This window comes from Alkalihalophilus pseudofirmus (assembly GCF_029094545.1).
Classification (GTDB): Bacteria; Bacillota; Bacilli; order Bacillales; family Bacillaceae_D; genus Alkalihalophilus; species Alkalihalophilus pseudofirmus.
Window position 1 is genome coordinate 1,581,614 of record NZ_CP117835.1, and the last position, 14,518, is coordinate 1,596,131.

15 protein-coding genes, 1 other RNA gene and 1 pseudogene are annotated in these 14,518 nt (G+C 38.3%); 14 read left to right on the forward strand and 3 right to left on the reverse strand.

The features are described from left to right. Positions 1-18: 18 nt before the first annotated feature. Positions 19-465: a hypothetical protein gene (locus PQ478_RS08185; RefSeq protein ID WP_012958608.1), complete on the reverse strand. Its 447-nt coding sequence runs from the start codon at positions 463-465 to the stop codon at positions 19-21. Between the two features lie 275 nt (positions 466-740). On the opposite strand from PQ478_RS08185, the gene PQ478_RS08190 reads away from it, so the two are divergent. From PQ478_RS08190 to PQ478_RS08240, 11 genes are all read left to right on the forward strand, one after another. Further along, complete coding sequence (locus tag PQ478_RS08190; protein ID WP_289236418.1) at positions 741-1,652, forward strand: ketopantoate reductase family protein; 912 nt, start codon at positions 741-743, stop codon at positions 1,650-1,652. A 108-nt stretch (positions 1,653-1,760) separates the two neighbouring features. Next, positions 1,761-4,067: a DEAD/DEAH box helicase gene (locus tag PQ478_RS08195; protein WP_289236419.1), complete on the forward strand. Its 2,307-nt coding sequence runs from the start codon at positions 1,761-1,763 to the stop codon at positions 4,065-4,067. After that, complete coding sequence (locus PQ478_RS08200) at positions 4,051-5,376, forward strand: ribonuclease H-like domain-containing protein (protein ID WP_289236420.1); 1,326 nt, start codon at positions 4,051-4,053, stop codon at positions 5,374-5,376. Before PQ478_RS08195 ends, PQ478_RS08200 begins: the two co-directional genes overlap by 17 nt. Positions 5,377-5,582: 206 nt before the next feature. Continuing rightward, positions 5,583-5,741: a hypothetical protein gene (locus tag PQ478_RS08205; protein WP_158305558.1), complete on the forward strand. Its 159-nt coding sequence runs from the start codon at positions 5,583-5,585 to the stop codon at positions 5,739-5,741. A gap of 77 nt (positions 5,742-5,818) precedes the next feature. Continuing rightward, positions 5,819-6,355 carry a spore coat protein gene (locus PQ478_RS08210; protein ID WP_289236421.1) on the forward strand — a complete coding sequence of 179 codons (537 nt, stop codon included), beginning with the start codon at positions 5,819-5,821 and terminating at the stop codon, positions 6,353-6,355. Between the two features lie 73 nt (positions 6,356-6,428). Then, positions 6,429-6,989 (forward strand): SLOG family protein, encoded by a 561-nt coding sequence (locus PQ478_RS08215; protein ID WP_012958614.1) that lies wholly within the window; start codon positions 6,429-6,431, stop codon positions 6,987-6,989. A 103-nt stretch (positions 6,990-7,092) separates the two neighbouring features. After that, a complete protein-coding gene (gene gpsB / locus PQ478_RS08220) occupies positions 7,093-7,404 on the forward strand; it encodes a cell division regulator GpsB (protein ID WP_012958615.1) in 312 nt (103 codons plus the stop codon). A 31-nt stretch (positions 7,405-7,435) separates the two neighbouring features. After that, a complete protein-coding gene (locus PQ478_RS08225) occupies positions 7,436-7,828 on the forward strand; it encodes a reverse transcriptase-like protein (protein WP_289236422.1) in 393 nt (130 codons plus the stop codon). Positions 7,829-7,893: 65 nt separating this feature from the next. Beyond that, positions 7,894-8,282, forward strand: an RNA gene (gene rnpB / locus PQ478_RS08230) — RNase P RNA component class B. 144 nt (positions 8,283-8,426) lie between these two features. Beyond that, complete coding sequence (locus PQ478_RS08235; protein WP_012958617.1) at positions 8,427-9,575, forward strand: THUMP domain-containing class I SAM-dependent RNA methyltransferase; 1,149 nt, start codon at positions 8,427-8,429, stop codon at positions 9,573-9,575. Positions 9,576-9,715: 140 nt separating this feature from the next. Further along, the gene (locus PQ478_RS08240; RefSeq protein ID WP_012958618.1) at positions 9,716-9,970 is read left to right on the forward strand and encodes a DUF2564 family protein; all 255 of its coding nucleotides are present in this window, start codon (positions 9,716-9,718) and stop codon (positions 9,968-9,970) included. A 19-nt stretch (positions 9,971-9,989) separates the two neighbouring features. Here the strand turns inward: PQ478_RS08240 and PQ478_RS08245 are convergent, their stop codons facing one another. Beyond that, positions 9,990-10,316, reverse strand: a complete 327-nt coding sequence (locus tag PQ478_RS08245; RefSeq protein ID WP_289236423.1) for an iron-sulfur cluster biosynthesis family protein — start codon at positions 10,314-10,316, stop codon at positions 9,990-9,992. A 181-nt stretch (positions 10,317-10,497) separates the two neighbouring features. Between PQ478_RS08245 and PQ478_RS08250 the strand changes: the two are divergent. The 3 genes and pseudogenes from PQ478_RS08250 to PQ478_RS08260 all read left to right on the forward strand — a co-directional run. Next, positions 10,498-11,232, forward strand: a pseudogene (locus tag PQ478_RS08250) (carboxypeptidase M32); the annotation flags it as partial. A 57-nt stretch (positions 11,233-11,289) separates the two neighbouring features. Next, positions 11,290-12,906 carry a recombinase family protein gene (locus PQ478_RS08255; protein WP_289236424.1) on the forward strand — a complete coding sequence of 539 codons (1,617 nt, stop codon included), beginning with the start codon at positions 11,290-11,292 and terminating at the stop codon, positions 12,904-12,906. 49 nt (positions 12,907-12,955) lie between these two features. After that, entirely contained in the window at positions 12,956-13,264 is a 309-nt protein-coding gene (locus tag PQ478_RS08260; protein WP_289236425.1) for a hypothetical protein, read from the forward strand. 105 nt (positions 13,265-13,369) lie between these two features. Here the strand turns inward: PQ478_RS08260 and PQ478_RS08265 are convergent, their stop codons facing one another. Beyond that, positions 13,370-14,512 carry a putative endonuclease domain-containing protein gene (locus tag PQ478_RS08265; RefSeq protein WP_289236426.1) on the reverse strand — a complete coding sequence of 381 codons (1,143 nt, stop codon included), beginning with the start codon at positions 14,510-14,512 and terminating at the stop codon, positions 13,370-13,372. Between the last annotated feature and the right edge of the window lie 6 nt (positions 14,513-14,518).

The following is a 14,518-nucleotide window of genomic DNA, read 5'->3' on the forward strand; positions in this document are numbered from 1 at the left end:
TGGTATATGATTGCTTTATTAATTTAGTTGAACCCCATTAATTAACAAATTCTTCAAAATTGCTTTCGTTTCATTAACTTTCGATTTATCCCCTTGCACTAGATATTCATGAAGCTCGGATAAGTAATAGTCAATTTCATGATATTGAACGACTTTCTTTGTCCTTACTTCTCGTTCTTTCAGCTCTTTGACCTGTTTCGTATAATCAATGACCCTGTCTAAAATATCAAGTACTTCAACTGAGAGAATGTCTACACTGATTAATTCCATATACCGTTTATGACGTACGAATGTTAATTTGTTTTTTAAGTCGGTATTATGAATGGTTAAAATCATCTTCCCGCGGTCAAATCCCCAAAAAACCCCATAACTACGTTCATTCACTTCTTGAACAATGTCATTTAATTGACTTTTCTTCACTTGGATAGATAAATTGTTAAACTGCTCTCTTGGAAATTGTGACATCTCTCTCACCTCGTTTAGCTAAAAGGTAATGTATAAGCTCAGGTCATATTACAACCATGATCCGCTCTTACCTGGCGGGTTGTTTTTCGAAATTAATTCATCTTATGCACGCGGAGGATAAATTATTAAAGGAATCTAAAAGCGATCTCAAGAACTATAGATAGATACGCAGGTGACTGGTTGAAGAAAGGTTTATAGAAGAGATATAACTACTAAAATATTCTGACAAGTTGTATACTATTAGACAAGACTAGCTGAAGGAGTGAAGAGAGTTTATGAAATTTCTAGTTGTCGGTGCGGGTGCTGTCGGTGGTTATTTTGGAGGGCGACTGTTAGAAAAAGGGGAAGATGTGACCTTTTTAGTCCGCTACAAAAGGCAAGAGCAGCTCTTAGATCATGGATTAATGTTAGAAAGCGTGAACGGGAATTTTAAAACTCAGCCAAAAATGGTTGTGGAAGGTGAGGAAGGCGAGTTTGACGTCGTATTGATTGGAACTAAGGCCTATCATCTTGAGCAGGCAGTAGAGGCAGTTAAACCATTTGTACATAAGAACACAGTAATCATTCCGATGCTTAATGGAATTTCCCACGTAGATATGCTTAAAAAGGCGTTCAGCGAGGAGCAGGTAATCGGCGGCTTATGTTTTATTGAGTCTACGGTGACTGAAGACGGAATCATTAAGCAGACGAGCAGTGCTCATCATTTCACGTTTGGTGAATTAAACGGTGAATATACCGATCGGGTTAAACGCATTGAAGACGCCTTTGAAGGGGTAAATGCCAAGGTGAAAGTGAGTGATAACATCCTCCAAGAAATGTGGCATAAATACTTATTTATTACGACAATGTCAGGAGTCACAACACTTTACGGGCAGCCGGTAGGTCCGATTCGTGAGCTTAAAGAAGGCAGTGAGATCGTTAAGGGCTTATTTAATGAGATTGCAGCTATCATGCGAGCGGAAGGTGCACCTATTGCTGATGATATTGAGAGGGTTCAATATGAAAGATTTATGGAGATAGAAGGAGCGATGAAATCTTCCATGCAGCGTGATATGGAAAAGCATGCAGCGGTAGAAGCAGATCACCTTCAAGGTTACCTTCTAACAAAAGCTTGCCGCCATCAATTAGAAACACCTATCTTAAAGAACATTTATGTAAATTTAAAACTATATGAAAACGACCGTTAAATACAAGGCTGATCTTCTCTTTTGGGGATCAGCTTTTTTCGTTGATAAATGTAGAAAAACAAACAAACATTCGCTACAATGTAACTAACAGAAATCGAGGTGGACCGGATGTTTAAACAATCTTTGCAAGACCTATTACATGATTTAAAACATAGTGAGGAATTTAGGGAGCGAATTCGTCATTGGGAAGAAATTGAAGCTGTTGAGGCGGTAACAAAGCCTTTTCCTTCGTTTATAGATGAGAGGATTCAAATGTCTCTTCGTAAACGGGGAATCGGCGAGTTATATTCTCATCAGTATGAGGCGATCAACCTCGCACATCAAGGTGAGAATATTACAGCAGTCACACCAACTGCTTCAGGTAAAACACTTTGTTACAACATTCCTGTTTTGCAAGAAATCATCAACGATAATGAGAGTCGTGCACTTTATATCTTTCCAACGAAAGCATTAGCACAGGATCAGAAAAGTGAAATGAATGAACTGATTGAAGAGATGGGCGTGGATGTAAAATGCTTTACGTATGACGGGGATACAGCCCCAACCATTCGTCAGGCTGTGCGCAAGGCCGGTCATGTTGTCATTACAAACCCAGATATGCTTCATTCGGCTATTTTGCCTCACCATACAAAATGGGTCGCATTTTTTGAAAACTTAAAGTATGTCATTATTGATGAGCTGCATACATATCGTGGCGTCTTTGGAAGTCATGTAGCAAACGTCATTAGAAGACTTAAACGAATTGCTGCTTATTATGGATGCTACCCTACCTTTATTTGTACCTCAGCAACGATTGCCAATCCAAAAGAGCTTGCTGAAGAACTTACAGGTGTACCGATGCGGTTAGTGGATAAGAACGGAGCACCTAGGGGTAAGAAGCATTTTATTTTTTATAACCCTCCGATTGTAAACGAAGCGTTAAATATTAGAAAAAGTGCTACAGCAGAAGTGAATGATTTAGCTGCGAAGTTTTTGAAAAATAAGATCCAAACCATCGTATTCGCTAAGAGCCGTGTCCGAGTTGAGATTATTTTAAGCCATTTACAAGAGCTCATAAAAAAGAACCTAGGGCCAGATACCATTAGAGGCTACCGCGGCGGCTATCTTCCTAAGCAGCGTCGTGAAATAGAGCGTGGACTTCGCCAAGGAAATATCATTGGAGTTGTCAGTACGAATGCCTTAGAGCTTGGCGTGGATATAGGCCAGCTTCAGGTGTGTATTATGACCGGATATCCCGGCTCAATTGCGAGTGCTTGGCAGCAAGCAGGCAGAGCAGGCCGGAGACAAAATGAATCGGTGATTATCATGGTGGCAGGTTCAACCCCTATAGATCAATATGTGATTCAACACCCGGATTACTTTTTTGAGCGTTCACCCGAATCGGCCAGAATTAACCCTGATAATTTAGTGATTTTAGTTGATCACTTAAAGTGTGCCTCATACGAACTTCCATTTAAAAAAGGAGAGACGTTTGACGGAGTGGAGGTTGAGGAAGTATTAGAATTTCTTACTGAAGAGCAGGTTCTTCACCACCGTGCAGATAAATGGTATTGGATGAACGATGCCTTTCCTGCCCATGGGATAAGCCTGCGTTCTGCCTCACAAGAAAATGTCATCATTATAGACCAGTCAGATGTTGCACATCCGACAGTCATCGGAGAAATGGACCGCTTTAGTGCCATGACTCTATTACATGATGAGGCCATTTACCTTCATCAAGGAATCCAGTATCAAGTGGAGTATTTAGATTGGGATGAAAAGAAAGCATTCGTCCGAGAAGTAGCGGTTGAATACTTTACAGATGCCAATCTTGCGGTGCAGTTAAAAGTTCTCGAAGAAGATGAAAAGAAGAGAAAAGAGTATGCAGAGGTATCTTTTGGAGATGTAATGGTGAATGCAAAAGCGACTATCTTCAAAAAGATTAAACTTTCAACCTTTGAAAATATTGGCTCTGGTCCGATTCATCTTCCTGAAGAAGAGCTCCATACAAATGCGATGTGGTTAAGTTTTTCTAACGAGTTAGTCGAAGAATACAGTGAAGGTGCTTTTGATCAGGCTTTAATTGGTCTTGCGCACCTGTTTCAACATGTCGCGCCGGTATTTGTCATGTGTGATCGCAGCGATTTACATGTTATTCCACAGATGAAGGCTGATCATTCAGAGGCTCCGACTATATTTATATATGACCGTTACCCGGGGGGGATTGGACTTTCAAAGGAAGTCTATAAAAATATTGATGTTATTTTAGAACAAGTGGTCGACCTTGTAAGGTCATGTTCATGTGAAAATGGCTGTCCTGCATGTGTCGGAGCCGAGGGCGAAGCTGGAACAAATGTAAAATCAACGGTACTAAGACTTGTTTCCATCCTGCGGCAGCTAAAGGTGAGGGGGAATTTTGATGGCATTAAAAAGTAAATTGGGTCGTCTTAAAAAACATATGAAAATCGAGCCTGAGCGTCCTTCCTCTTTTGAACAAGCTGATCAGGATTGTAATGAGCATCCTAGCAAAACAGAAGACATGCATAAAGAGATTCCTTTTTTGAACAAGTGGACTGATCAGCAAACTGAGCCTAAATGGTTTGAAGAGCATTATACGATGGTTAGAGAAGTCCGTTATCCTATCGATACAAAACACGGACATTATCTCTTTGCCGAGCTTTCGTCCATCATTGATCAATGGCAATCCTATGACGCCGCACACCCTTTATCTTCTCATCCGCTCTCTGCAAAAGGAAAACGGATGGATGAACTGTTATTTTTTGATACAGAGACAACGGGACTTTCAAGCGGGGCAGGCAATCGGATCTTTCTGCTTGGTTTTGGACAAGTGACCGATAAAGAAGTCATTATTAAGCAATATTTTCTCCCAGGACCAGAAGCAGAAGTGAGTTTTTATCATCATTTCTTAACAGATGTAAGCAACATGAAAAATCTAGTTACGTATAATGGAAAAGCTTTTGATTGGCCGCAAGTGAAAACACGCCATACGTTTGTCAGAGATCAGGTTCCTAAATTGCCGAAATTCGGGCATTATGATCTGCTACATGCGTCAAGACGTCTTTGGAAAGAGATTCTGCCCTCTTGTAAACTTTCAGTCGTAGAAAATGAGATCCTTGGGTTTACTAGAGTAGAAGATACTCCTGGATACCTGGCTCCAATGCTTTATTTTGACTTTTTACAAGAACAGGATCCAGATTTTGTAACAGGCATTATTAAGCATCACGAATGGGATATGCTTTCGCTGATTACACTCTACATTCATCTCTCCAAAAGTCTATTTAAAGCTGAGAAAAAGGAAGAATCGCTGCACACAATTGAAAAACATGAGATCGCCCGTTGGTTTGACTATATCGGTGAAAAAGAAAAGGCGCTAGAATTATATGAAGACATCATATCAAGCGATAGACCTGCTGAGAAAGACATATTATTCAAAACGATGCATCAAGCAGCAAAACTTTTGAAACAGAATAAAGACTTTGAAAGTGCAAAATCGTATTTCTATCGGCTCCTAGAACATCAAGCATATGCCATTGATAGTGCAATTGAGCTCTCAAAGATCCTAGAGCATAAGGACAAAAATATTAACAAAGCATTCGAACTTGCTGAAAATGGTTATGAGCATTTCCACGCTACGCTACATCAACGAACGACTAAGGAAAATAAGCGGTTAGAGGCAGAGCTGTTAAAGCGCATTGAACGTCTGCAAAAGAAATTAGTAATCTAAACTGCACATTTCCTGGGCAAGCGCATAAACTCTTATCAATCAACAAAATGTGACAAAAATGTGAACCTAGTCATTTTTTCTTATTTCTTCAGAAAAATCAATTGTCAGACTATCTAAAAGGAAGTAAAATATGTACTGGAATTGAAATGTACTGCATTTGAATATGGTAGTTCTGGATTTGATTTGAAGAAAAGAGTGATAAAAGAATGAGTAAGGCGTTGTTAATTTTATTTTTTCTAATGATTGGTGTAACAGTGTTTGTAATGAGTGAGATTCGTGATGAGACATCAAGTTCTCTCTATAGTGCGGAGTTAATCAGCACCAGCCCAATCACGCCCAATGTCGAGATAAGTGCGTATAATTAGGTGAAACAACTAGTACACCTGCATACGTTTTTACATAGGTTAATATTGACTCACCATTAAAAGGAGGAAGTTAACCTATGAAAAAACATTATAATCATTGTCAGCCGACTTGCACGAAAGTGATGCCTGCGGTTGTACACCCGACAAAGTGTAATATGACTCAAAAGACTTGTGAATATATCGTACCGGAAATTCACCCAAGTCATACAACGCATGTGACGAACCATGTATATAAGCATGTTCACAGCTTCCCGCACACAGATTCTTTCCAAGAGACGATCTCTAACCAGCAGTTCGTTGCAAATGGTCCCGGACCGCAAGTAGCAGGTGCAATGATGCCGCCTCGTCCGCCAATGGGAACACAAGGTTTTGGACCAATGGCCGGAGCAAACATGGGCCCGATGGCCGGAGCAAATATGGCACCGATGGCAGGGGCAAACATGGGGCCAATGGCAGGAGCGAACATGGGGCCAATGGCCGGAGCAAACATGGCACCAATGGCCGGAGCAAACATGGGTCCGCAAGCAGGAGCAAATATGGCTCCAATGGGTTTTGGGCCAATGAGCGGCGGGAAAGGTAAAGGAAACGGAAATTGCGGTTGTAGCTACCGTTAATCTTCACATGTTATAGTAGGGTCTAAGCCATCTTTTGGCTTGGCCCTTATTTCTTTGGTAAGAGGTGAAAACGGTGAAAGTATTGGCTGTATCCGGTTATAAAGGACATGAACTCGGCATTTTTGATCAAAAGCATCAAGGTATTACATATATAAAAAAAGCATTAGAACAAAAACTTCGTTCGTATATAGATGAAGGGCTAGAATGGGTGGTGATTAGCGGCCAGCTTGGTGTTGAGCTTTGGGCTGCTGAAGTAGTTTTAGCATTGAAGAGCGAGTTTTCGGACTTGAAGTTATCGGTGTTGACCCCATTTTATAATCAAGAAGAACGATGGAGTGAAGAAACTCAAAACTACTATAAAAACATTGTAAATCAAGCGGATTTTGTTGACAGTATTACGAAACGGCCTTATGATAATCCCGCGCAGCTTCGCTTGAAAAATGAGTTTATTATAGAAAAATCGGATGCCCTCTTATTATTAGTAGATGAAGAAAAGCCAGGTTCACCTATGTATTATTTAGAGCCAGCTAAACAAAAAGCATTAACTACTCATTATCCAATCCACTATATTACTCCCATGGATCTTGATTTTCTTATTCAAGATGAACAAATGAATAACGCAGATTATTGGTAGGGAGATGGATGAGTGCAATAATTCAAATTGACAAGATAGAGAACTTTTGAAAAAATAGAAAGAAATAACCTAAGTTGGTTTATAAGTGTAGGGGTGATTTGTGATGAATAATCCAGAGGTTCGACTGTCAGCTAAAGAGATTTTAGATAAAGAATTTAAAACGAGTATGCGCGGCTACAATCCTGATGAGGTAGACAAGTTTCTTGATTCAGTTATTCAAGATTATGAAGCGTTTCAAAAGAAAGTAGCAGCACTTGAACAAGAGAATCAAAAATTGCGCCGTGAGATGAAACAGCTTCAGGAAAGACCGCAGCGTCAAACGGCAGCTCCGACTGCAGGAAGTACGAACTATGATATTCTGCAGCGCCTTTCAAACCTAGAGAAAAAAGTATTCGGCAGCAAGCTGTACGAATAGAAAGTAGTAACTAGAATAAGGGGAGAGGTCGTTGATTGACGTCTATATTGATGGTGCAAGTGCAGGGGATCCTGGTCCATCGGGGGCAGGAATTTTTATAAATTACAAAGACGGCAGTGTCGGACACTATTCAATTCCTCTTGGCCATATGTCAAATCATGAAGCGGAATATGAGGCATTGCTGCACGCCCTTAAAATTTGCAAAGAGAAAGGGTTTAAGCAAGTATCTTTTCGTACTGATTCACAGTTGATTGATCAAGCCGTTGAGAAGCGTTATGTTAAAAATAAGCGCTATAATCAGTATTTAGAAGAAGCGCTTGTCTATATTGATGAATTTGATTTATTTTTTTTGAAATGGATACCAAGTAAACAGAATAAAGATGCAGATCAATTAGCAAGAAGAGCAATTCAACAAGCAAAGTAAAATTTACCATTGATTTCATTCAACATAAAACGTATAATTAGATTTGTCGCTTATGACGGAATTAACTGTTCAGGTGATCGCTGCACGTTTACGTGTAGAGGAAAGTCCATGCTCGCACTGGCTGAGATGCCAGTAGTGTTCGTGCCTAGCCAATTCATAAGCTAGGGTAGTCTGGCAGCATGCTGGGCTAACGGCAGGTGACGCACCTAAGTCTTTGGATATGGTGTGATAGCCTTGAAAGTGCCACAGTGACGGAGTCCATGTGGAAACATATGGAGTGGAACGAGGTAAACCCCGCGAGCGAGAAACCCAAAATATGGTAGGGGCATTTTCTGAACCGGAAATGAACGGGTCAGATGAACAAGATCTTAGGTCTTGTAGATAGATGGTTACCACCGGAGTACGAGGTTCATCACCGCTTGTAGTACTAAGGTACAGAACATGGCTTATCGAACAGTTAATAGATGACTTGAATAAGCGCGTTGAGAAATCCCCTCTACAGGGGTTTTTTTCATTTACATAAGTTTTTCAGGTATTTGTCAGCTTGATCATAAATTGTTTATAATAAGGTAACTGTATACATAAGGAGATACGTACAATGAGTAAAGTAACATTAATTGCGACAGCAACGATGGGTCTTGAAGCACTTGTTGCTAGAGAAGTGAAAGACCTCGGTTATACTGATGTGAAAGTAGAAAATGGGAGAGTAGAATTTACCGCCGATATCTCTGCGATTCCACGTGCTAATTTATGGCTGCGTACAGCAGATCGTGTGAAATTAAAAGTCGGTGAATTTAAAGCGTTCACTTTTGATGAGCTGTTTGAAAAAACAAAGGCATTGCCATGGGCAGATCTTATTCCTGTTCATGCAGAATTCCCTGTTATCGGGAAATCTGTGAAATCAAAATTATTTAGTGTATCTGATTGTCAGGCTATTGTTAAAAAAGCAGTCGTTGAAAGCATGAAAAAAAGATACAAGCGCGGCTGGTTTGATGAGGACGGTCCATTTTACCGAATCGAAGTTGCCTTATTAAAAGATGTCGTGACTTTAACGATCGATACGAGCGGTACTGGTCTTCACAAAAGAGGCTATCGTTACTTGCACAACCAAGCACCTCTTAAAGAGACATTAGCAGCAGCTATGGTTATGTTAACGACATGGAGACCTGATCGTCCTTTTGCTGATCCTTTTTGCGGGTCCGGAACGCTTCCGATTGAGGCCGCTATGATTGGTCAAAATATTGCACCAGGCTTTAACCGTGATTTTGTTTCAGAAGATTGGCATTGGATCGGTAAAGAAATATGGAATACGGCTAGACAAGAGGTAGAAGATTCAGCTAATTATGATCAGCCGTTAGATATTATGGGATCAGATATCGACCATCGCAGTGTGGAGTTAGCCCAAAATAATGCGATGGAAGCAGGTTTTGGTGAGTTGATTTCATTTAAGCAGATGCAAGTGAGCGATTTCCGTCATAGGGGAGAATACGGGATTTTAGTAGGTAACCCTCCATACGGTGAGCGTTTAGGAGAGCGAGCAGAAGTGGAAGAGATGTACCGTGGAATGGGGAAAGCTTTCGAGCTTTTAGATACATGGTCTGTTTACATGCTTACGTCCCATGAAGAGTTTGAAACGTTTTATGGTAAAAAGGCAAATAAAAAACGTAAGCTTTATAACGGGAATATTAAAACGGATTATTATCAGTTTTTTGGGCCTCGTCCACCTCGTAAGGAAGAAACAAACTAATCAACGAAGTAAAGCTGTTCATAATGAGCAGCTTTTTAAAAAATATTTACTATAATATTATTATGTAAACAATTAATAACTCAATGAATATTAAATCCCAAAAAGGTGCATAGTATGTAAGGAGAACATCGAAACGAGGGATGAGAATGAGTGAGCCGTATAATGAGTTAAAGCAAGTAGAAATGGCGATTAAGTCTGCACAGCGTATGGTCGGTCAAGCGACAATGAGTATGGACCCTGATCAGCTTCAAGCAGCAACCGATGCTGTAAATCAAGCGAAAGAACAATACAAAAAAGCGGCTTCCCATCAAACAGGCGTAGACGCTGCTTTCTTTGAATTTTCAGAAGAGCTGCTTGAGAAGGCAGATACACAATTAAATGAAGCAAAAAAATAACCGAGCTCCATTGAGCCGGTTATTTTTTTATTTGTTCGTCTTCTAAATCTGGATGATCGGTCTGCTCGAATTTAGGACTGTAAAAATCGAGGTATCCAAAATCTTCATTGTAATCGATTGTCATGCCGTCTAAATACCAAAAATCGTCTTCATTGACAAAAAAGGTAACTCCGTTTTTGTTTAAGGTGTAAGATGTTTTTTGTGGTGAATCTTTAATGACCCCAACTGAGAAGCCGCCTGAACCAACTCCACCGACTCGAACAAACAAACGAAGAGTATCTCCTTTTTGTAAAGGAATCTCATTTATATAAAAAGTGCTTGCGCTGTCTGTTAAATTCAAATCCATTTAATGTACCCCCTTCAATCCTTTCCACAATATCATAAAATTCGACAAGTTCCTAGAAAAAACGTTGCTAAGAAGCAGGAAATTTGATTCGGATGACGAATTAATGAAAGGAACAAATTTTGAAATTTAAACTTATATAATTAAATGTAAAAGACTTACATAATTGAAAGGTGGATAAAAGATGAGTGAACGTATCAAAAAAGTAGAACGAGATTTTTTAGCATATACCAAAAAGATGGAGGATTACGGACAGGCTTTATCTCTCCTAGCTTGGGATGCTAGAACAGGTGCTCCGAAAAAAGGAATTCAGCAGCGTTCAGAAGTGATCGGCACGCTGTCATCAGAGTTGTTTCAATTATCAACATCAGAGGAGATGGCAAGCTTCTTAGGTGAATTACGGGAAGAGGGTGCAAAAGAGCATCTATCAGAAATTACTCTTAAAAGTGTAGAGCAGTGTCATAAAGAATTTGAGCGGAACTTAAAAATCCCAAAAGATGAGTATAAGGAATATGTAATGCTTCAATCGCAGTCAGAATCAATCTGGGAGGAAGCTAAGGACAAAGCTGATTTTGAGATGTTCAAACCGAACTTAGAGAAGCTTGTAGAGTTTAAGAAGCGTTTTGTCGGCTACTTAGGACATAACGGCAACCCATACAATACATTATTAGATGATTATGAACCAGGTGTATTTGTTGATACGATCGATAAAGTGTTTGGCGAGCTTCGCGATCAGCTGATTCCTCTTGTCAAAGGAGTCACTGAATCAAGCCATCAGCCAAAGACAGACTTTTTATTTAAAAGCTTTCCTCGTGAAGCTCAACAAGCGTTAAGTAAAGATATTTTAAAGGAAATCGGATATGACTTTGGGGCAGGACGTTTAGATGAAACCGAGCGAACTATAGACACTAAAATTAATTCGTGATATTATCATACTTACTAAGTTGATTACTCATTTGAGAGGTATGATAATCTTATGAATATTGAAGATGTTAAACACATAGCAATATATCTTCGTATTAGTGATGACAAGAAAACATCAACAGGTAAGCGTGTTGAAAATGAAGAAACACTTGCGAACCATAGAGAGAAGCTTGTAGAAATAGCAAAGCAAAAAGGATATACTTATGAAATATTCCAAGAGGTAGTAACAGGCGGTCACTCTGAAATTGAAAACAGACCGCAACTTCAATCACTCTTAAGCAGAATAGAAGAGTTTGATGCAATATCTGCAATGGAACTTTCTCGTCTATCTAGGAATGGTAAAATATCTGAGCTTGTGATGGAATACTGTATTGACTATAGAGTCTTTATATTAATTTCAGATACAGCGATATATAACCTAAGCAATGAAATGGATGCGCTTATGTTTAGGTTAGGCTCAGCTTTTTCTGCACATGAAAGACAGGTTATTGGGAAGCGTATCAAAAACAACAAAATTCAGATGACTAAAATGGGACTAAATGCTTCTGGAAGTGTTCCACTTGGGTATAAAAGGAATCCTGAAACAAAGAAACTTGAAATAGACGAGGATGCAGCAATGATTGTAAAATACGCATTCCAGCTTTGCCAAGATGGATACGGTGCATCTAAAATAAGCCAAGCACTCAACAATTTAAATTACAAAACAGCTAAAGGAAATAGGTTTAGCACTAGAGCAGTCAAAGAGATGTTGAAAATACAAACATATAAAGGAAACACTGTCTATCATGATTATATAAAAGTTAAGAGAAAAGGTGTAGTAAAAAGAGAGATAGTTGACACATATGTTATTGAAAATACTCATCCAGCTATCATAGAACCACATATATTCGACTCTGTGCAAGAAGAGAGGGACAAGAGAAGAGAAAGGTATAGTGGTGGACGAGAAAGAGATTCTAAGAAATCACCTCCGTCTATACTAAAAGACTTGATTTACTGCAAGCACTGTGGCGGTAAAATGCGTGTATCTTATGAGCACAGTAAAAAAGAACACTTAATAAGAAAATGTGTTAAAGACTTGGCACAAAAAGATTCTGAGTGTGTGAATACAGGATACAAGTCAATCTATGTTGAAAGTTCTCTTATGAAGAATTTGGTAGGAAAAATCAATAAGTTAAAAAGTGAAATAGATAACTTGAGCAGAGGAAATGTCGATCAGTTGAGTGAAGATAACTCTAGATTAAAGAAATTTATTGAGAAGCAAATTCAGATATTGAATGATGAAATGAAAGGATTATTAAAATTAGAATTGAAATATGAGATGCAGGGAATGACAGAAATACAAGAGGAGTTTCTGAAAGAGGAAAGACAGAAGAACTTAGATGCAAAAAAGGATCTTGAGTTAAAGTTGGCTGAAATTGAATCTAAAATTGAGCAGCCGTCTGTAAAAGAAGAGATAAATCATAGAGAAGATACTCTGAAAGTCATTGAGGCTATACTAAGTAGTGATTTATCCAATCAGCAAGAAGCCGAAGCAGTCAATCGCTACTTGAAAATGATAATTAAACGAATAAACTACTCAAGAGTGCTTCCAGAGGATATTGCAAAACTAGGTGTTAAAAATCCTAAAAGAAAGAACTATCCTGCTGAAGTTGAAATTGAATATTTCTAAAAATACTATGACAAGCCTCGCTACAATACAGCGAAGGGAGGCATCTAATTTGGAAAAAGCATTATTTAGTAAACGCATAACCTGTCTTGATTGCAAAGGTGGACACATCGCCAAAAAACAGAGGAATAAACGTATTTACATTTGTGGGAGAAACCATAATTACAAAACCTGTAGAAGAAATAAGGTTTTTCAAGATTATCTAATTGAGCTTTTATCTATGCGCTACAATGATATAGTCAGTCCAGAAGATTTATCATCCAAGGTTGAATATATAGAAGCGAATGAGGAAAAGATTGTGATATATGTCATTGATAATGGCAAGCCTATAATCAGCATGAATGATTTTGCACAATTTTAACTTTAGGGTCGCATTATCAAATATCATATATTAGAAAGGAGAGAGGGTGCATGCTTAGTATTAAAGCTTTCTCTCCTTTTAGTTTGTATTTATTTAGGGTCGCACTTAAGTGGGGATATTACTATTAATATTTAATGATTCATCTAGTATTTCCTCAATATTATTATAATCTAAATAAGGAATCCTTATTAATTTTAAATTATTTTCAAGGCAGTAATTCGTTTTTATTTCATCATTTCTTTTAGTCTTAATAAATGAGGCTTGTCCTCCCCATATGTCTCGTGGTTCAAAGTGCTGTATTCCATCATATTCAATTAAGAAGGCTAGATTGCCTTGTTTATCAAATATAGCAAAATCAAAAGGTAGTGGTAATACGTTTCTACATTCATTTAATTTGAATTGAGATAAATAACTAATATCATTTGCTTCTAGATATTTAGATATTCTATTCTCTCCTTTTGATATGGTTTTACACTTGGGACATCTTTGACCGCTTAGAAACTTTGCGGGAGATACAAAATATTCATGATTTTTACATTCTGGTGAATTGTGCTTCATAAGTATTTTAACATCTCTGCTTATATATTCTCCTAAAACTGTATATTCATTTTGAACTTGGTCTTGCACCTCAGATAGGTAGTCTTCCAAGCTTCTTTTATACATATTACTGCATTTGGGGCAGCTACCCAATCCCCTAGAAAAAGTATTTGGTACAACCTCCCATTCGTATCCACAAGTTGTATGCTTCATTGATACGTGCTCATGTGAGACAGTGTACTCACTTAAAACTTGATACTCACTACCATATTTACTTTCAAGCTCATGAACAAAATTTTCATGGCTTTTTCTTTTTTTGAGGCTTATTTCTTTACCCTTGCACTTTGGACATCGAGAACCAGACAGGAAAGCGTTCGGTTTAACAGCGTACTCATGATCACAAACACTATGTTTAATTCTTACTTTTGTCTTTGAGTTAATATAAATATCCATTACCTTATATTCATTACCAACTAAGTCAACAATTTCTTTTATGAACATATTATGAGATTTTTTTCTGCCAGAGCAATATGCGCAACAGTCTCGCTCAAATAAAGATTTTGGAGTAATCATATCCACTTCTCCACAAACCTTGTGTTTAATTTTTAATTTTGTTTTAATATTTTTATATGTACTTAATATTTCGTATTCACCTTTAAAACATAGATATACTTCATCAACAAATTCCTCATGCGTCTTCTTTTTTCTCATACTAAA